Here is a 19,095-nt window from a genome sequence, read left to right on the forward strand (position 1 = left end):
TGGCGTAATTTTCTACAATTCTCACTTAATCATTTACGATTATATAATTTGCCATATGCAACTTTAGGTGGATATGAATTTCAATATATAGCTAAGCTACTACTTTAATCCTTAAACTCTATATAAGACAATTTCTATTTTGATCTTATATAATTACTCCTGTACTAATACCTCATATAACGAAACCCGTATGTATATATAATTTTATACCCTTAGCTTCTGTATTAAATAAATGTTGGTATTTTATAGCTTGTCCTTTTAATGGCACTAACAACATTTATTTAATACATACTAGAAGGCTTTTTTTATTTTACCTCTTATATCATCTAAACTTTCATATACTGTATTTTTCACCGCAAATTTGATAATGAAATATGTAATAGCACTCACAATAAGAAATAAAATAATTCCCACATAGCTCTCAATTTTCCCTACAACATATTAGTATTAGTGCTGTTTAACTGTAATTATATTTTATAGTTTGATTTCATATAAGAACTCACGGGTCTCTTCAAGAAATAAAGTTTTCATCAATACATCCTTACTAAAGAATTTCACATCATCAATTTCTTCATCTTGTGAAGCTAAGTCTTCTCTATCTCCTTGATATTCCACGTAGAACATTACTGTCTCTTGCATATCATATTTATATCCCTTTGGAAATGTAAAACAAATCTCGTTATCAAATCTTTTAATAATTCTATAATTATCAGAACCTGTTTCTTCTCTTAATTCTCTTAAGATCGCATTTTCTATATCTTTATCCGATTTTTCTACTCCTCCTTTAGGGAAATCCCAGTGTCCAATAATGTCTGTTTCGCTATCTATATTCTTAATCTTATGTACTAGTAAATATTCGTTTTTTTGAAACACTACTGCACCAACTGCTTGTCTTATCTTCATTAATGTGGCTCCATCCATTTCAAATTTATGTTTTTATAATCTTCTACAACTCTAAAACATACTCTCTTCCATCATATATATTTTTTCGTCCATTACATTCATATTGTATGTCTTTAATATATCTAAAACCTAACTTTTCTAATACTATTCCGGAAGCAACATTCTCTTTTGCATGCCTTCCCATTATTTCCTTTATCCTTAATTCTTCTTTAGCAAATTTTATAACCTCCAGCATTGCCTCTACTGTATATCCAAATCCCCAGGCTTTTTTTCCGAGATTATATGCTATCTCAAATTTTTCATATTCTTCATCCACATATATCAATCCAGTTCCTAGTAACTCTCCAGTTTCCTTCAACAAAATTGCCCACCTATACCAATCATCAGCAGATACTTTACTTAATTCTTTCTTTACCCAATCAATAGTTTTATTTACGTCGTTATGACTTTCCCAAAACATGTACTTAGCTACATTAGGATCCCTTTCCCAACAGTCAAATACATTCTGTGCATCTTCCATACAAAATGGTCTTAAGACTAATCTATCTGTTTCCAATATAGGTGTTTTCATGAGTATCCCCTTCCATTGTTTTTAATTTAAATGCTCTTTATATACAAAATGCTTTACTTCATCTAAGCCCTCATAGAGATACTGTTTTGCTTCCATAGGATATAATTCTATATTTTTTATATCCTTAGTATCAACCCAGGAAAACTCTAACTTAAAAGATTCTCCCTCTAATTGTTCAGTTCCAAAGAAGCTTCCATCAAGAGGTATGTTAATATTGTCAGTTAAAGAAACCTCATAAAATAGACATATTTGATGACAAGGTTTGTCTCCCCATGGAAAGAATATCTCTCCTACCCATCTTAATTTGTCTACTTTAATGTCTAAATCTATTTCTTCTTTAAATTCACGAATTAACGTCTCTTCATTTGTCTCACCAAGTGCAACATGTCCTCCAGGAATTGCATAGCCGGCATCTCCTACTGTCCTTTGCAATAAGACTTTCCCATTTTGCACAAGCAGCCCTGCAACTCTATAACTAAAGATATATTCCTCAGTTTTAAATATAATATCTCTACTCATTTTATAGCTCCTTTACTTGAGTTAGCTTATTTGGGTATATTTTTATTAATAAAAAACTTACACAACCTGCAAGTAACCCTTCTATTAATGGACTAATAATATATTTAATTAAATTTTCCTTATCATGAAATACATGTTGGGTAATTATAGCTCCTATTATTGAAAAAATAGCTACTGCAAATATTGGAATACCAATCAAAAGCCCCTTAAAAAATTTAGATATTACAAGCTTCGACTTACAATTTGTACATTCGTATTCATTCCTTAATCCTTTATCCACCAATTTATTTTTACAAACTGGGCATATGAATTTAACCATGTTTTTACCTCTTATCATCTTAAATCTCTATTTTCTTATTATTTATTAAAGATTTTATCACTTTTAAAGAAAACTCCATTTTAGTAAATGCTAGTTTAATGAATCCAGACCATTTACCTAATTACTTGTAATTATATCACTATATCCCATTTCATCCCACTGGAATTATTTCTAATTATATGGATGTACCACTTCCAAATAAAGATTTCTATGTAGAAACTCTTAATCATTATCCTTTATGCTTATATTTTCATCTTTTATCTTTTCAATTATCTAATATAAATTGAGAAGATATCTATAATTAACACATACCTTTGCAGCTTCATATAATATTGTAAGTATTAATATTTATACAATTAAAGTTATAAAGATGAAAGTAGTATACCTATTTATAATTTTGATGAACAAAAGTACTTCGGAGGTCTTAGAAAATGCCTAATGTCATCTTAAAGAAATTATCTTCTAATTTCACTGGCTCAATCCCTTGCACAAAAAAGACTTGTTTCTCACAGTTTACTGTATCAGATAGTATATCGGCGCCATTTGATAGTTTTAATAACAAATGTATTGATGGAAATAAATTAGATTTAATCATAGACGGTGCTAGTTTTGTAGATTCTATATGCGAGAATTCTTTTGAAGGACAAAATCTTACCGGTAAAAAGCTTATTATTATCGGGCATTTTGAAAGTAAAATTTTCTGCCACTATTCTAATAATCATAAAAAATGTTTCACTATAAATAAAAAGTTACCCTTCAGCACTTTTATAGTAGTTCCTTTAGACATTTGCATTGATGCCACTATTAACTTAAGTTACTATATTGAGGACATAACTGTGGCAGTGCTTGTAAAAGGCAAGATATTTGTGGCCGTTTCACTTTTATTAAAATATGAAAATGAATATATACTTGAACAATTATAGGTAGGTACTTCATGGAAGTGGTAAATGTCTGCAGAGCAAACTTTGATTACAAATTATCGCCAAGAGGACATAGGATAAAAAACACTGTGGTTAGCAATGTGGTTTCAACTAAAATCATCGACAAGGTTTTGGATTTAAAGATATGTGTCAACAAATCTGAGGCAGTTGTATTTGACATTGTAACTTACACAGTGACTATAAAAAACATATCGGATAAGCTGATTGAAAATATAACTTTCATAGATCATAAATCTTTTCTAACTAGTTTTGTAGTAAACACTTTGTTTGTGAACAACAAAAATATTACCTGCCGCTCTCCTGAGGAAGGCTTATATCTTGGTGATTTGCAGCCTTGTGATGAAATAATAGTAAGTTTTCAAATGCTTATTGATAAAAATTCTTCTTCTAAATATGTATATAATTATTTTGAGATTGCATACGATTATCTTTTTAATATAGAACTTCTTCCAGCAAGAATAATATTAAAGAGCGATTTTGCAGCCACCTATGTTAGAGCGCTTCTCAAACAGTTTGATATTTTAAGCATACTAAATCTACCCTTTGAAGATACTCAACTCATAGAAGACATCGACATTACAGAAGATATTCACTTGTCCATGAAAAAGTTAGTTTCCACTCCTATAATATCTGTAGCTTCTGCTCCTTTGACAAAGTGTTTAAGATTAATTCTAATCGGAACTATAAACTACACTTTGTTTGGCATAATTGATAAACCTACTATAAATTCCACAATAACTGTTTATTCTGATGACTTTACTGATAGTTTTGTAATATCTACTTTAGTACCGGAGAGTATGAATTTATTGAACCTAGAGGAAATAGAAAATATAAACTTCCATATAGAAAACTTTCAAAAGGTTATTTTGGAAAATAACAGATTACTAATTCAAACCTTAATTTTGCTAAAGATATATTAAATTTTAAAAAATCACTGAAGCCTTTTTCAGTGATTTTTCTGTATTCAATTATCCACAAGTATATCTAAAATATATCTTAAATATAAATTTCAAAAAGATAAACAGCCTGTTCCAATATAAATTGACCTTACAATAGGATCCATTTTTATACGCTTTGAACAGGCTGCTTTTATTATTGTGTGGATGTACAACTTCATTTACAATTATTATTTTTCAGATTGAAATTGTACATCTTCTATTAATTTATCTTAAGATTTTAGCATAAATTCACCACTTCTACCTTATAAACTACTGTAATTATCTGTCCTGGGGTCATTGTGTTAAGGTTGAAGCCTGCTGATGGATTGTAGCTTGGGTAGGCTACTCCATTTACAGTTACTGAGCCAATTACAAACATTGAGTTGTGAGGAGTTGGATCCACAAATACAACGTTTGTAGCATCTATATTACCAGTATTTACGATTACTATTGTATAAGTTAGCTGCTCTCCTATAGTTGCATACTGTTTATTTACAGCCTTAGTTACATTTAGATTACCATAAGCGATATTAGTAGTTACTGTATTTGAATAAGCAGTATCACTGAACGGAGGTTGTTTTGGATCTACAACATACTTAAATGGTATAGCAGCCTGATTGGTTACTTGATTTGTTGAAGGAACGGCTACTACATTCACCTTAAATTGTACTGTCACAACATTACCAATACCAATATCTCCTAGGCTAAAGCCTACTGTTGGATCATAACTTGGCTGGCTTACGTTATTTACTTTTACTGATCCTGCTACGAAGCTTACACCTTGAGAAGGATTATCTTGGAAGAACACTTCACTATCTATAACATTTCCAACATTAGTTAAAGTAATAGTATAGGTTAGTGTATCTCCAATAGTTGCAATTGGCTTATCTACAACTTTAACTGCAGTCATATTGCCTAACACCACATTAGTTGTGACAGTATTACTCTGCTGATTCTTAGTTACAGAAGTTCCACTTGGATCAACCTTATAACTGAAATTAATAAGTGAGCTATTTACCACATAGGCAGTTGCTGGAAGAGCGGTCACCTTTGCAGTGAAGGCTACAGTTATAGATTGACCTGGTGCTAAATCAGCTAAAGCAAAGCCTGTTTGTGGATTTAAAGTTGGGTATACCACACCATTAATAGTTACTGTTCCAGATATAAAGCTTAATTCATTTTGCAATAAATCAGAGAAGAATATATTAGTATCATATACATTACCAGTGTTTGTTATAGTTGAAGTATAGGTTACAGTATCATTAACCTTTGCATAAAGCTTATCTACGGTCTTAGTATTTGAAAGACTTCCAATATTAATATTTGTAGCTACAGTATTTGAGGTTGCACTTATAGGATAGGTAGGTCCACTTGGATCCACATGATATAACCCATTTGATACAGCATAGTTTGTTACAACTGGAGGTAATGGTAATGTTGTTACTGTACTTTGGAATTCAACTAAAGAAGTTGAGCCAGCTAGAAGATTGTTTGGTAGGTTAAACCCTACTGTCGGATCATAAGCTGGATAGCTTATTCCATCAATAACAACTGTTCCTGATTTAAAGACTGCTCCATTTGATAAGAAATCACCAAAGAATAATTGTGCAATAGGTGTATTTCCTGTGTTTTTAACTAATATGCTATAGTTTAAAATATCCTGTAAGGTTGCATAAGACTTGTTTACCACTTTTGTAGCTGTGAGACTAGGTTTTACTATAATTGTTGACACTGTATTTGATTCAGTGGATTTACTGTAATATTGACCATTTGGATCTATCTTATAGGAGAAGGTTCCAAATGCTACATTCAGTACTGCATCATGAGTAGGTGAATCTATCACATTTGCTGTAAATACTACTGTAATCTGACTCAAAGGAGCAATATTTCCTAAAGTAAAACCTGAATTTGGATCATAATCTGGCATTGTGGTACCGTTAATATTTACTGAACCTTGGTTAAAGGCTATATCACTCTGAAGATTATCTGTAAATATAAAATTATCAGCTCTTACATTTCCATTGTTTGTAACCACTATTGTATAAGTTAATACATATCCCATAGTGGAGAAAGCTTTATCTACTGTTTTATTAAGAGATATTGATCCTAGGTTTATCTGAGTGGTTACTGTATTTGAATTAACTATTACAGGTATATCTGAACCACTTGGATTTATTCTATAAGAGAAGGTGATATTGGCAGTGTTACTAACTAGCGATGGTGTTGGCAGTGAGGTTACAATAGTATCAAACTTAACAACCACAGTATCACCAGCATTTATATTACCTAAGGTAAAGCTGGAATATGGGTTTAAGCTTGGGTAAGCTACATCATTTATTTTCACTGAACCTGTCACAAAATTCAAACCAGATGGTATTACATCTCTGAAGTTTACATTCTTTGCTATAGTATTTCCTGTATTTACTATAGTAACTGTATAGCTTACTAAATCCTCTAGTGTAGCATAAGCTTTACTTACTGCCTTAGTAGCAGTCAATGATCCAACATTTATAACTGTTGATACTGTATTACTAGTTGCCTCTAGAACTATAGGCGGATTTGCAGGATTAACGTAATATTTATAATCAATTGTAGCATTGTTATAAATAATATAGTTTTGTGGTAAAGAGTTCACATTTACTGCAAAGGTAATAACAGTACTTCCATAACCCGGTATATCATCTAAATTAAACCCAGTGCTTGGGTTGTAGTCTGCATGAGTTACTCCATTTACTTTAACAGATCCATTTACAAAGCTTGCATTAGTTTGGATTATATCCTTAAAAAATACATTGAAACAATTAGTATTTCCAGTATTGTTTATTGTCACTGTATAGTTAAGAGTATCTCCTATTGTTGCATAAGCTTTATCTACTTCTTTTGTTGCTGTTAGATTGCCAACCTTAATATAGGTAGTAACATTATTTGCATGTGTTGTTATGGTAACTGGATCATCAGCTTGGGTAAGTCTATAAGTGAAGGTTGCTTCAGCAGTATTGTTTATCCTTCCACTTTGCGATAAAGTCTTAACATTTACACTAAAGTTTATTATATGGTACCCATTTGGTGCTAAGTCTGTTAAGCTAAAACCAAAATTAGGATCGTAAGTTGGCTGTGAAGTTCCATCTACTACTACAGTTCCACCGTTAAAAGATGCTGAAGAAGCAATTACATCTTGGAAGAATATATTAGTGGCATTCACTGAACCAGTGTTCCTAACAATTACTGTATATGCTAAGTCGTCTCCTAGTGTTGCATAGTCCTTGTCAACTGATTTTGTAAGGGTTAACTCTCCAAGGGCTACATAAGTTTGGGTAATATTTGTATTTATCATAGCTGCAATAACTTCTGTACCCACAGTGTAGTCGTAGTTAATAGTAGCAAAGTTTAATATTAAGTTATCTGTTGATCTGCTTATTACTGTTACAGCGAACTTTACCGTTGTAGTTACTCCTGCTGCAATATCACTTAAATTAAAACCATTGTTTGGATTATATCCCGGCTTTTGTACTCCATCTATATAAACTGAGTCTGCTACAAAGGATACCTGTGAATCTAAAATATCCTGGAAGAATATATGCTGAGCTGGAACATTTCCTTCATTTTTTATGGTTATAGTAAAGTTTAAAGTATCTCCGAGCTTAGCTATTGCCTTATCTACAGATTTATTAGCAGATACTATAGTATCATAAACATAAACCGTAGTTGTATTTGAGGATTTTGTCTTTGTTGTTATGGTTCCATTAGGATCAACGTAATAAGAATAAGTCACATCAGCTTTATTTAGTAAAGTATTATTTTGTGGTATTGAGTTTGCAGTTACTGTAAAGCTTACTGCAATTTGCTGTCCTACAGGAATATCATTTAATGCAAAGCCAGTGTTTGGATTGAAACTAGGTCTATTTACTCCATTTACATAAACTGATCCAGTATTAAATGATGATTCAGCTTGAATAATATCCTTAAAAAATACATTTCTAAGCAAAGTATTACCAGTGTTTGTTAAAACAAATCTATAGGTTATTGCATTGCTAAGTCTTACTATACTTCTATCAGCTTCCTTTGTTACAGTTATATTTCCTAAATTAATATAGGTTGTGACTGTATTGCTTGTGGCACTTGCTGGTAAAAATGCTCCGCTTGGATCTATCTTATATTGATAGTTTAAAATAGAAGAATTATTTACATATCCACTTGGTGGAACACTACTTACTGTTACCGCAAAAGTAACTGATATAGTATTTCCTGGATTTATGGTTCCCAAAGTAAACCCACTATTAGGATCATATCCTGAATATGGAACTCCATTTATCTTAACAGAGCCAATAACAAAGCTTGTATGCTCTGGAACACTATCTATAAAAGTGGTATTAGTAATGCTTGTATTACCATTATTAGTTATCTCTGAAGTATAAGTTAAAGTATCTCCTACTGTTGCATAAGTTTTACTTACACTCTTTGTGTTGCTCACTGACATAGAAGTTATATTTGTTGTTACAGTATTACTTGTTAAACTTCCATCTACAAATGGTGATGTTGGACTAACTTGATATTTGAAAGCAAGATAAGCAGTATTTTTAATCTGCGGTGGTGTAGGAAGACTTGTCACAGTTGCCTTAAATGATATAACTGAACTTCCACCAGGCAATATATTATTGATAGTAAAGCCGTTTATAGGATTTGCACTAGGTTTACTAACTCCATCGACAACTACTGAACCTTCCAGGAAGGTAGCTCCATTTGTAAAAGCGTCCAATATACTAACGCTTGTTAAAGTTACTGTGCCGGTATTATTTGCAGTTATGGTGTAGGTTAAAACATCACCTATTGTTGCATAAGCTTTGTCTACCTCTTTAGTTAAAGTGGCTGAATAGGAACTTATAATAGTAGTTACTGTATTACTCTTGCTGGTTTTACTTACTGGCTGCTGAGTTGGATCAATATAATAACTAAAAGACGTTGTTGCACTATTCTTCACGGTGTTTGGTGTTGGCAAGCTATTTACTACAACCTTAAACTCTACATCAACCACTTGACCAGCTGTAAGTGTTCCTAAAGTAAATCCAACCTGTGGATCATAATCGGGCTTGTTGACTCCATTTACAAGAACTGAACCTGAAACGAAGGAAGCTTCTGCTTGAATAGTATCTGAGAATAAAGTATTTATTATATTGGTATTACCAGTATTAGTAGATGTAAACCTATAAGTCAAAGTATCACCTACTACTGCATAGGATTTATCTACTGCTTTAATAAGTGCAACTGTAGCAAAAGGAACATAGGTTTTTGCTGGATTTGAATACTCTGTATTTGTTACTTCTGGGCTGTCTGGATTTTGTTTATAAGATAATGTTACTTCAGATATATTAGAAATATATCCTACAGGCGGATTACTTGCAATAATTGCTCCAAATGCTATTGTTGCAGTATCTCCTGGATACATATTTCCTATTGAAAATTGGCTACTTGGATCAAGCTCAGGGTAATTAACTCCATTTATATAAAGACTTTCAGGGTAAAAATTAAGATATACTCCAAGAAAGTCTGCAAACTTCAAGTTAGTTAAAGGAACTGTTCCTGTATTATTTATAGATATTGTATATACTAGTGCATCTCCAACCTGAGCATATGCTTTGTCTACACTTTTAACTATTGTATACCGTGCTTTATTGATTGTGGTTTGAACCCTATTACTTATAATTGTACCGGATAAAACATTTCCATTGGGATCTGGCTTGTAGCTATATACTAAACTAGCTTGATCATAAATTATATTTGGATTCGGAAGAGAAATTACCTTTGCTTGGAAGGTTACTTCCACAACATCATCTGGACATACAATTCCTATAGTAAAACCCCTAGTTGGGTCATAGGAAGGATATGATATACCGTTAATAGCTACTGAACCATTGACGAAAGAGGCTTCTGCTTGAATACTATCTAAAAACACAGTATTAAATGCATTGATATTACCGCCATTGGTTACATTGATTTTGTAGTATAAAATATCTCCTATTTCTGCATACGCTTTATCTACACTCTTATTTACATTCATACACACAAAATTAGCTACTGTATCAACTTTATTTGAAGCTTTTTCTGCATCAACCACAGTTCCACTAGAGCTTATTTGGTATTTGAAAGGAACCCTTGCAATATTCTCAATCAAATCTGCAGGATTCATGCTATTTATTAGTACCTTGTACTTCACATCCGTAGTTTGTCCTGGATTTATTGCATCTACCAATGTGAACCCTGTAAATGGGTTAAGATCAGGTTTTTGGCTTCCATTAATCAAGACACTTCCACTTACAAAAGATGCCCCTGGAATTTGAGGTTCTAAGATTTGAACATTATTTGCAGGTTGATTTCCTACGTTGGTTAAGCTTAGTGTATATATAACTGAGTCTCCAACCTTAGGATAATTATTGTCATTACATCTTTCCCCTATGACTTCTACATAATGAACTTGTATAGAAACTGAATTGCTAAACAAGGTCTTTTCTCTTAAATAATCATATTGGTTAAACACATATCCAAAGGTTATTAGGCTTATATTACTTATCTTAGTTGAAGGTGGCAAAGAATTAACCTTTGCTTGGAATGCTATTTGAGTGCTATTTCCCACAGCTAAGTTTGGCAAACTAAACCCTGTTACTGGATTGTAGTTTACATACGGTTCTCCATTAATTAATACTGTACCTTCTACAAAAGACGAAGCAGCATCTAATTTATCTTGAAAGAACATTTTTGTTGCAAGCTCAGTCCCCACATTCTGTATATTCATTGTATAAATTACAGTTTCACCAATTGTTATATTAGTTTTTGAAGAAGCTTTTGTTATTGATAATAATCCATCCTGAACTACTACTTCAACAGTATTTGTGTTTCCATAGTTAGTGATACTATCTATACCTGAAGTAAATTGATAGCTGTAATTTACGTTTTGATGAAGCATTCCACTAGCTGGAATTGAATTAGTCCTAGCAGAGAAAAGTACATTTATAATTCCTCTAGAACTTATTGTTCCAAGATTTATTCCATTTAAAATATTCGCTGAAGGATATGCTACTCCATTTATAGTAACTGACCCTGGAATATATGAAGTAGCTGAATCGATTACTGCTGATATTATCACATTATTTGCGGCTAAGTCTCCGTCATTTCTTATACGCATTGCATAAACCAAAGATTCCCCAACTTCTACATTATATTGTCCATCACCGTCAATGTCGTATAAATCTAAGGTTGCAATTATATCCGGAGCTTTTGAAAGCACTTGTGTCCCTACTACTACAAGCTGTACTCCATCCCCTTCTTCTCCTTCTGTTATCTGCCCTGCTAACAAGGTTTGGTTAGGAACTAAGGTTTTAGATATATCAACATTTGCTATATCCCACTTATTTCTTCCATTTAATTTTTGAGTTGGAACAAATCCATCATGATTGTTTCCGCCATTTGTACCTAATATATTTAGAAGACCATTACTATCACTTAGTGGATCTGCAACATTAATTACTCCTGAAAAGAAGCTATTTCCTGGATTATTTGGAGCTGTTCCAGGATTAGGATTTGGTCTATTTACTGTATTACCTACATTCGTTAATTGGGCAAAAGATGGTCCTATTGATACTATTTCATTTCCATTAAGTGGTCCGCCATTAGCACACACTAATGATATATTACCCTTTAAAATTGTGTTATCTGAACCAGTGGTAAAACCAGTAACTGTGGCCTGTAATGGAGTACTTGGAGTTGCAACTGATATACCTGAACTATAAATTACCTTTTGTGGCTTAAAGACATCATTTCTATATATTACAACTAATGCCCAACCACCTCTTGAGTTGCTAAGTCCTGAACTAGGCACACTTATAGGTACTCCAGCTACTGAATAGCTTCCTGACAATGCATCCTTAACTAAAGAAGTTACATCTGCAGCCCTAAACCTATCTGTGGTTCCGGAAATTGAAGTATAACTATCTGTATAAGTTGGAGTTACTGCGTAAGTTCCCTTAGGAGTGGTAAAACTTACGGGAGTATCTTGCACACTTCTAAGATCTAAAGCGCCAGATACATTGCTAAACACTGTAGAATACCATACAAGTTCTGCATATCTTACTGTGCTTTTAGCTAAAATGTTTAAGCTTGCTGTACTTCCTGATTTAGTCCAATCTCTAGTAGTTGTTCCATCTGGTTTGATAAGATCAGATGTATTTACATCTGGAGCTGTAGTGCTTCCACATACAACTAAAGAGTTTCCTGTGGTTATCAATTGACACTTGTCAATTGATGAAAATCTTTCCAAAGTCGACATTTGTTTATCTCCTCTTAGTCATAAAATTGAAGAACATATATACAGATTATTTGCTCAAAGCAGATTTCAAATAATCTATTTATAAAAAGCCTCCTTATATAATATTTTTGATAAAAAGATAAGTTACAGTAATTTATTTTTAAAATTCAACTCACCTTCTTACAACATCTAACCAACACATTGCCTGACTACGAAAATAGTTTTAGATTTAGGTTTGTCCATCATTAAGCAATAGTTATAAAAATGAATATAATGAAACATAAAACTTATAAGGAGTGATATCATTATGCCTTCTAGTATGCTTACTATGAGTGTTGATAAAACTCAAAATGTACCAATAATAGTAGGAAATACTTCTGCTTTTAATATAAGCATTAAAAATATTAGTACTACCCAAAGGCTATATAATTTAGGACTTGCCCTCACTTTGCCAGATGGAATGGTGCTTTCAACAGCTACTTTCAACCAAACTTCAACAACTTCAAATTTAGACAATAGTACCACATATCTTTGGGTAAATCTTAAAGATCTAGCACCAATGGAATTAAGCTTCAAGTTCAGTATTACAGTAAAATGCAATACAAAGTTTAAAAATGGAACTACTATCCCTTTTGGCTATACTTTTTCCGATATAAATTTGGGTTGCCAAGCTGACACAATGCCAAGGGGAATTTATGATATAAATAATGAAGTTATTAAACAAAGCCTCTTAATGACTTATACTACCATTAGATTTTCAGGTACTATAACTACAGCAGAAAAGGTTTTGAAAGGAGCTGGAACTTCTGCTTCTTTAAATGACTATACTCAAGTTGCCACAGCCACTTGTAAGTTCACTAATAATTCTCTAAGTTATTCTTTAGTGAATATAACTATAATTTTAGATGATGGTATAAGATATTTAGGAAATCTATCAGCTTCAGGTACAGATGCCTCTAAGTTAACCTCACCTACTGCAAGGATTATTAGTAAGAACGGAAAACTTTATACCGAGTTGTATTTTGGTAATATCAATCTATCAATAAACAGCAGCACTACCTTAATCTTTAGTTACGCTGTTTGGAATCAGTATAATAATAATACGGGAGGCTTTATAGCTCACGGCACTGTGCTTAATATGTCTATTAACATGGCCTCAGCTGATCCACTTATCATTTCAAGTTCTTATAGCAGCACCAGCTTTTCAGCCATGGATTTGATCATAACTTCTTCTTTAAATAAACCAATTGTTGATGTACAGAATAATGTAAACTATGCCTATGTATATAAAGTGGGACAGTACTACAATATTGAAAATATACTTGTTCACTATTTTTTACCTGATGGTATTTACTATATATCAAGTTCAGTAACTCCGACTTCAGTTGTAGACAGCCATACCTTGCAAGGGTATTATTTAACGTATAATTTTCCACTGGCAACACAGAACTCTAGTAAGAGCGTTACCATAGTCACTAAGGTTGACAGCTATTATAGATATAAATTTAATAGTCAAACAATGAATCTACCTGTAGTTGCATCAGATACCTTTTTAGCTGATGCAGATATCACTGGAGCACTTATTCCAATCTTAAATCAAGTTTCAGATAGCTCTAATGTTCGCTGTTCTATAGGTATTGGAGAAATAACCAAAAGCTTTATTAAAGGATACTATAAGGATGGAACTCAGAAGAGGATAAGTTCTTTAGCTCCTGGAGACATTGCTGAATACAAGTTAACTTATAATGCCTCTTCATTGAAAGCTATTCAAAAGGAAGTCTATATAGATGATTTCTTTCCTTTATCAGCTGGTCCCATAGATAATCTTTCTTATGAGTACTCTGGAGTTGAGCCTTTATCTTCTCCAAAGCTCATAAGTCCTCATGGAGTTGATTTCTATTATGGAGATATATCTGGATTGTCATCTAGCACCATTAACTTTAAGGTACCAGTAACATTGCTTGGTTCTTCTTCAGAAAATGAAAATCTAATGAAGCTTAAAGGACTAAACACTTATGGGTATGCCTATAGCAGTAGAGCTCAAGTTAACTTCAATATAGGAACTCCAAACTTAACTTTGACTAAATCTATAGCAGGTACAAATAAAAACGCCATAAAAGCAAATGAAATTTACACTTATACTATTACAATTAGCAACTCCAACAATTTAGGAACTGAAACCGATGCCTTTGACTTTACGCTAAATGATACCCTGTCAAATTGGTTTAATATTGATTTAAATAGTATAAAAGTAAGTGGTTCTGGCAGCTATAATGCTCCAATTGTACAAGGAACCAATATTTCTGTTTATATAAATAATTTATCTCCAGGCAGTTATATAACTCTAACCTATAAAGTTACCATAAGCTCAGTACTTGCTTCTGGAGTCAGTATAACAACTACAGCAACCAATACTAATCCTTATTCACAAGTTTACAATCCTCTTTCTACTAACTTTCAGTACTCTGGTTTAAATAAAAGTGCCTCAGTAACTGTAGCTTCTTTGCCAATAAAGTTTACAATTACTAATTACAATGATACTTTTATGGTAGGTTCGCCTATAACCTATGTCGTAACAGTCACTGTACCTCAAGGAACAATAGCTTATGGATTTTATTTAAAGACTACTCTGCCAACTGATGGACAAATATATTTAGGTCCTTCCTATAAAAATGGAGCTAATATTGCCCCTGTTGTCTCTTCCAATGTTATAACTTTTCCTATTGAAAGCACTTTGGATGCCAGGCTTGAAGCTTTAACAATAACTTATATCTTTACCTGTAAAATAATCAATGCAAATAAGAGTCTTAATGACATAACTTCACTTCAAATTACTACACTCCAATGTTGGTATCAAAAAATCCATGAAGGCTCATTTACTATCCTAAGTAAGAGTTTTGCTATAATAATTAATCATCCAAATCTTGTTATGAATTTAAGCGCAACTGACAAGACAACTTCTACTGTATATAATGAAACTGCAAATATAAATACCAACGCTATAATGCAGTTTAAATTAATCTTTCAAAACAATAGTGCTATCAGTTTAGTAAATGGTACTATAGAAATTCCAATATCTAATAATTTTTTATTTTCCTCAATTGATGCATCAGTATTATGTAACGCAACCTATAATTCGTCTTCAAAAAAGATTGTTATAACTATATCTGCTTTGGCGTCTGCACTATCTGGCTATGTTACTTTCACACTGCTTCCAAAAGCAGACTTAAAAGCTGGTACCACAATTAACACTCAAGCTACTGCTGTATCCTACTACAATAATATATCTCCTACCAAGTTATATAGCGGAGAAAAAAGCAATGTACTAAGCTGCATTTTACCTCCTGGAGTTTCTCTAAATCCAAATCCATTGTATGCACTAGACCAATCAACTTCTTTCATAGTCACACCTCCTGGTGGCATAGCAGAAATATTAACCTATTTTAAAAACACTGGTGGTGGCTACGACGACTTTACTTTAACTATACAAAAGGTGGCTATATCCTATACTCTTTATATTGACGATATCAAAATAGCTGATATTTTTAAAAATACTCTTTACAGTGCTGACTTACCTTTAATGTCAAGCTTAGCTCCTGGTACAAGTAAAATTATAAAGATAGTTGCAGTAATACCATCAAGTCAAGCGTTAGGTGTGAGGTACGACTTTACGGTTACAGTTAAGTCTAAAACCAGCCCTTATCCTGAAAAAACTGTCTTAAATATAGATCCCTATTAATAAACTAACCTCCTATAAGTAATCTATATATCTATTTTCAATCTTCATAATTGTTTTATATGGTGACGTGAAAACACCGCAAGATTTATTTTGCGGTGTTTTAATAATTTCTTATCCCAATATTGAGTTTACCCAAGAATAACAGCTATCTAATTCTTCATCACTTATCAAATCTGACCTATGCTCAAACATTATTTTTACACTTTTATTTTCCTTTATGATGATCTTCAAATAATCTTCGATAGGCGCCCATCCATCATCTACTTTTAAGCTTGGCAATGCAGGAAAATGACTATTTTCTAAATTACTAGCCACCTTAACATTCCATAAATGAACTACTTCAGTATACTTAGCAAATCTTAAGATAATCTCTCTTTCGTTGAAATCCGGATCAATCTTGCTTTGTAAATGAAGTCTTCCTGTATCTAAACATATCTTAACTGATTGATACTTTTCTAATAATGTTTCAAGAAAGTTATCCTTACAAACATATTTGTTTAATGCATCTAATTCTAATACGGGAATAAAATTATATTCTAAACCTTTTTCTGATAACCAAGCAAAGAGATTTTCACTATTCCTTTTGAATTCATCAATTGGATACTCTGATTCATATGTGTATTCGCTTTTATCTGCAAATCTCCAGTTATCTATATTAAAGTACTTCTTCAGGATTACTGGCTTAGGAAAATGAAATAAAATATACTCTGGTTTAATTCCTTTATTTCTAATGTAATCAAGCTCTTCTTCTATATATTTATAAGCATTTATCCTTATAGCTTCATCTAGTGATAAAAACTGTGGATCTCTCAGCTCTGATATACCTGACCTTAAAGGAAAATGTATTCCAAACTTGGTCCCACTTTTTCCGGTTACACTAACTAGTTTTTCTATATCCCTTTCATCTTCAAAAAGACATGCCTCTATTCCGTAAAAGCTATCTTTAAAATCTCTATGAAATTTCCTAGTATCAAACTTCCCATGCATTCCAATCATAAAATTTTCCATTAGAATTCCCCTTTAACATCAATACTTGTATGCAACTTTTTCGATATTACGCTTTGTAATAAGGTAAATATCTCCATAAAAGAAAGCTTTATTGCCCCTGCATAAAATGGCTCCATTATCACACATTGCATATATATCATGTTCCTCTGAGATTTTTAACAATTCATTAAGGTTAGTTTCATCTCCTCTACCTTTAAAATGTGGTTCAATGGATATGTCAACTAGGTTAAGTCCCCCATATATCTCTGTTTTATCTTGATCACCTTCTGCAGTACAAATTGCTACCTTCGCCATATTTATTGCTCCAGCACTTAGACCTAAAACACAGCCTTCATATTCCTTTAAGGCTTTAAGAAGTTCATTTTTTCTAAGAAAATCAAATTGAATCAGCGTAGGCCCTCCCATAAGAAAAATCACTGAAGTATCTCTTATGTGTTCTAACATTTCATTTTTCTTCATTCTATTATCAATTACTTTACTAGATTTAAAGTTAATCCCAATATCTGAAAACCATCCTAAATATCTCTTAGCATATTTATCAGTAACCTCAAAACAATCAGGACTAGAAGCTATGAAAACTATCTTTAGATCACTCTTTATATCAATAAGTAAATTATTTCTTACATCAGCTGTAAATCCTTTGTCTATATCAAAATCACTAAACAAATAATAAGCACTCATAATAATTTTCCTCCTGCTAAACTATAGTTATTTATCTATTCTAATAAACTTAGAAGTTCCTTTAAATTTCTAATGGTTTTATACTCTGTGTCGACCTTTAAATTTTCATCTCTTATCATCAAGATACCTTGCATCCCCAATTTAGCTGCACCTTCAACATTCTTTATATTATCATCAATAAAGATTGCCTCCTCTGGATTTATATTTAACTCAGATAAAGCAGTATTAAACATTAACTCATTTGGCTTTATAACTCCTATTTTTGATGACATAACAAAGGTTGAAAAATATTCTCTTAATCCAGCATTCTTGAATACTCTCTCTAGTGAAGGCCAGGTATCTGAAACTACTCCAAGCTTATAGCTTTTACTTAACTTAGGTATGACCTCAAACACATCCTCGTAAAATAGAAACTTTTCATCGTTAAACACTGTATCTCTAGCTATCTCAACGATATGGGTTTCATTTAGCTCTAAACCTGAAAGTTCATTTGATAATACCTTATAAAATTCTATAAAGAGTTCAAACTCCTCTTCCTCTGTTAAAATAATACTCTTTGCGTCTAAAAACTTCATAGCCTTGTAAAAAGCAACTTGTACCAGCTTTTCATCTAACAATTCAAATTTATTTTTATCAACATAACTATGAAAATTTGGAGGCACGAACCAATTTCCTGTTCGTGGATCATTAAGAACTCGTCCAGAATCAAATAAAATTGCTTTTAAATTTTTATGTTGTAGCATTTTCCTCTCCTTTTAATCACTTAATTTCTTAATCTTCCTAAGGCCCTTGTCGACTATAATATCTTCTCAGTAATTTAAAATAATTTTCTACAGTATACAATTTTAACACTACTATTTGAAATTATATCACTATATTCCATTTAATCCCACAGCTATTGTTTATTATCCTCTAAGTACTAAAATGCTCTTTGTATAAATTTTATTGAATCATGTCATTACGAAGACTCAAGCTCACATGTATGATCTTCTCTGCTCATTGTGACTTTTAGATATGTCTCTTAGGATTTCTTTAAGGCCGAACAATTCTAAGTATGAAAGTATTTATATAGCGGTGGTATCTAATAGATAAATACAAAAGATTTTCCCTATAAAAAATTATATAATTATAAAAAGTTATCTTTTTAAAAATATAACTATTTAACAATTTATGCATAAAA

12 protein-coding genes are annotated in these 19,095 nt (G+C 32.1%); 3 read left to right on the forward strand and 9 right to left on the reverse strand.

Going from position 1 to position 19,095, the window contains the following annotated elements:
- Positions 1–291: 291 nt before the first annotated feature.
- From OCU55_RS24050 to OCU55_RS09665, 5 genes are read right to left on the reverse strand one after another with little or no spacing between them, the layout of a single operon-like run.
- The gene (locus OCU55_RS24050) at positions 292–414 is read right to left on the reverse strand and encodes a DUF6019 family protein (protein WP_427847048.1); all 123 of its coding nucleotides are present in this window, start codon (positions 412–414) and stop codon (positions 292–294) included.
- A 60-nt stretch (positions 415–474) separates the two neighbouring features.
- Entirely contained in the window at positions 475–903 is a 429-nt protein-coding gene (locus OCU55_RS09650; protein ID WP_261852093.1) for an NUDIX hydrolase, read from the reverse strand.
- Between the two features lie 43 nt (positions 904–946).
- Entirely contained in the window at positions 947–1,474 is a 528-nt protein-coding gene (locus OCU55_RS09655; RefSeq protein ID WP_261852094.1) for a GNAT family N-acetyltransferase, read from the reverse strand.
- Positions 1,475–1,495: 21 nt separating this feature from the next.
- Positions 1,496–1,993 (reverse strand): NUDIX hydrolase, encoded by a 498-nt coding sequence (locus OCU55_RS09660; protein ID WP_261852095.1) that lies wholly within the window; start codon positions 1,991–1,993, stop codon positions 1,496–1,498.
- Position 1,994: 1 nt separating this feature from the next.
- Positions 1,995–2,312 carry a hypothetical protein gene (locus OCU55_RS09665; protein ID WP_261852096.1) on the reverse strand — a complete coding sequence of 106 codons (318 nt, stop codon included), beginning with the start codon at positions 2,310–2,312 and terminating at the stop codon, positions 1,995–1,997.
- Between the two features lie 431 nt (positions 2,313–2,743).
- On the opposite strand from OCU55_RS09665, the gene OCU55_RS09670 reads away from it, so the two are divergent.
- Together OCU55_RS09670 and OCU55_RS09675 are read left to right on the forward strand one after the other, a co-directional pair.
- Entirely contained in the window at positions 2,744–3,235 is a 492-nt protein-coding gene (locus OCU55_RS09670; RefSeq protein WP_261852097.1) for an SPOCS domain-containing protein, read from the forward strand.
- An 11-nt stretch (positions 3,236–3,246) separates the two neighbouring features.
- Positions 3,247–4,173 carry a hypothetical protein gene (locus tag OCU55_RS09675; protein ID WP_261852098.1) on the forward strand — a complete coding sequence of 309 codons (927 nt, stop codon included), beginning with the start codon at positions 3,247–3,249 and terminating at the stop codon, positions 4,171–4,173.
- A gap of 256 nt (positions 4,174–4,429) precedes the next feature.
- Here OCU55_RS09675 and OCU55_RS09680 read toward each other — a convergent pair whose 3' ends face one another.
- Positions 4,430–12,508, reverse strand: a complete 8,079-nt coding sequence (locus OCU55_RS09680; RefSeq protein ID WP_261852099.1) for a DUF7507 domain-containing protein — start codon at positions 12,506–12,508, stop codon at positions 4,430–4,432.
- A 286-nt stretch (positions 12,509–12,794) separates the two neighbouring features.
- Between OCU55_RS09680 and OCU55_RS09685 the strand changes: the two genes are divergently transcribed.
- Complete coding sequence (locus tag OCU55_RS09685; RefSeq protein ID WP_261852100.1) at positions 12,795–16,226, forward strand: isopeptide-forming domain-containing fimbrial protein; 3,432 nt, start codon at positions 12,795–12,797, stop codon at positions 16,224–16,226.
- Positions 16,227–16,337: 111 nt separating this feature from the next.
- Here the strand turns inward: OCU55_RS09685 and OCU55_RS09690 are convergent, their stop codons facing one another.
- The 3 genes from OCU55_RS09690 to OCU55_RS09700 are packed head-to-tail and all read right to left on the reverse strand — an operon-like array spanning position 16,338 to position 18,658.
- Positions 16,338–17,234 (reverse strand): sugar phosphate isomerase/epimerase, encoded by an 897-nt coding sequence (locus tag OCU55_RS09690; RefSeq protein WP_261852101.1) that lies wholly within the window; start codon positions 17,232–17,234, stop codon positions 16,338–16,340.
- A gap of 18 nt (positions 17,235–17,252) precedes the next feature.
- Positions 17,253–17,915 carry a Type 1 glutamine amidotransferase-like domain-containing protein gene (locus tag OCU55_RS09695; protein ID WP_261852102.1) on the reverse strand — a complete coding sequence of 221 codons (663 nt, stop codon included), beginning with the start codon at positions 17,913–17,915 and terminating at the stop codon, positions 17,253–17,255.
- Positions 17,916–17,950: 35 nt separating this feature from the next.
- The gene (locus OCU55_RS09700) at positions 17,951–18,658 is read right to left on the reverse strand and encodes an HAD-IA family hydrolase (RefSeq protein ID WP_261852103.1); all 708 of its coding nucleotides are present in this window, start codon (positions 18,656–18,658) and stop codon (positions 17,951–17,953) included.
- Positions 18,659–19,095 lie beyond the last annotated feature (437 nt).

Source organism: Clostridium folliculivorans (assembly GCF_024341905.1).
Classification (GTDB): domain Bacteria; phylum Bacillota; class Clostridia; order Clostridiales; family Clostridiaceae; genus Clostridium_AR; species Clostridium_AR folliculivorans.

Excerpts from the sequence above, each read along its gene's own strand:
- OCU55_RS09690 (WP_261852101.1), bottom strand. The coding sequence starts at position 17,234 with ATGGAAAATTTTATGATTGGAATGCATGGGAAGTTTGATACTAGGAAA.
- OCU55_RS09650 (WP_261852093.1), bottom strand. The coding sequence starts at position 903 with ATGAAGATAAGACAAGCAGTTGGTGCAGTAGTGTTTCAAAAAAACGAA.
- OCU55_RS09670 (WP_261852097.1), top strand. The coding sequence starts at position 2,744 with ATGCCTAATGTCATCTTAAAGAAATTATCTTCTAATTTCACTGGCTCA.
- OCU55_RS09680 (WP_261852099.1), bottom strand. The coding sequence starts at position 12,508 with ATGTCGACTTTGGAAAGATTTTCATCAATTGACAAGTGTCAATTGATA.
- OCU55_RS09655 (WP_261852094.1), bottom strand. The coding sequence starts at position 1,474 with ATGAAAACACCTATATTGGAAACAGATAGATTAGTCTTAAGACCATTT.
- OCU55_RS09700 (WP_261852103.1), bottom strand. The coding sequence starts at position 18,658 with ATGCTACAACATAAAAATTTAAAAGCAATTTTATTTGATTCTGGACGA.
- OCU55_RS09675 (WP_261852098.1), top strand. The coding sequence starts at position 3,247 with ATGGAAGTGGTAAATGTCTGCAGAGCAAACTTTGATTACAAATTATCG.
- OCU55_RS09695 (WP_261852102.1), bottom strand. The coding sequence starts at position 17,915 with ATGAGTGCTTATTATTTGTTTAGTGATTTTGATATAGACAAAGGATTT.
- OCU55_RS09685 (WP_261852100.1), top strand. The coding sequence starts at position 12,795 with ATGCCTTCTAGTATGCTTACTATGAGTGTTGATAAAACTCAAAATGTA.
- OCU55_RS09660 (WP_261852095.1), bottom strand. The coding sequence starts at position 1,993 with ATGAGTAGAGATATTATATTTAAAACTGAGGAATATATCTTTAGTTAT.
- OCU55_RS09665 (WP_261852096.1), bottom strand. The coding sequence starts at position 2,312 with ATGGTTAAATTCATATGCCCAGTTTGTAAAAATAAATTGGTGGATAAA.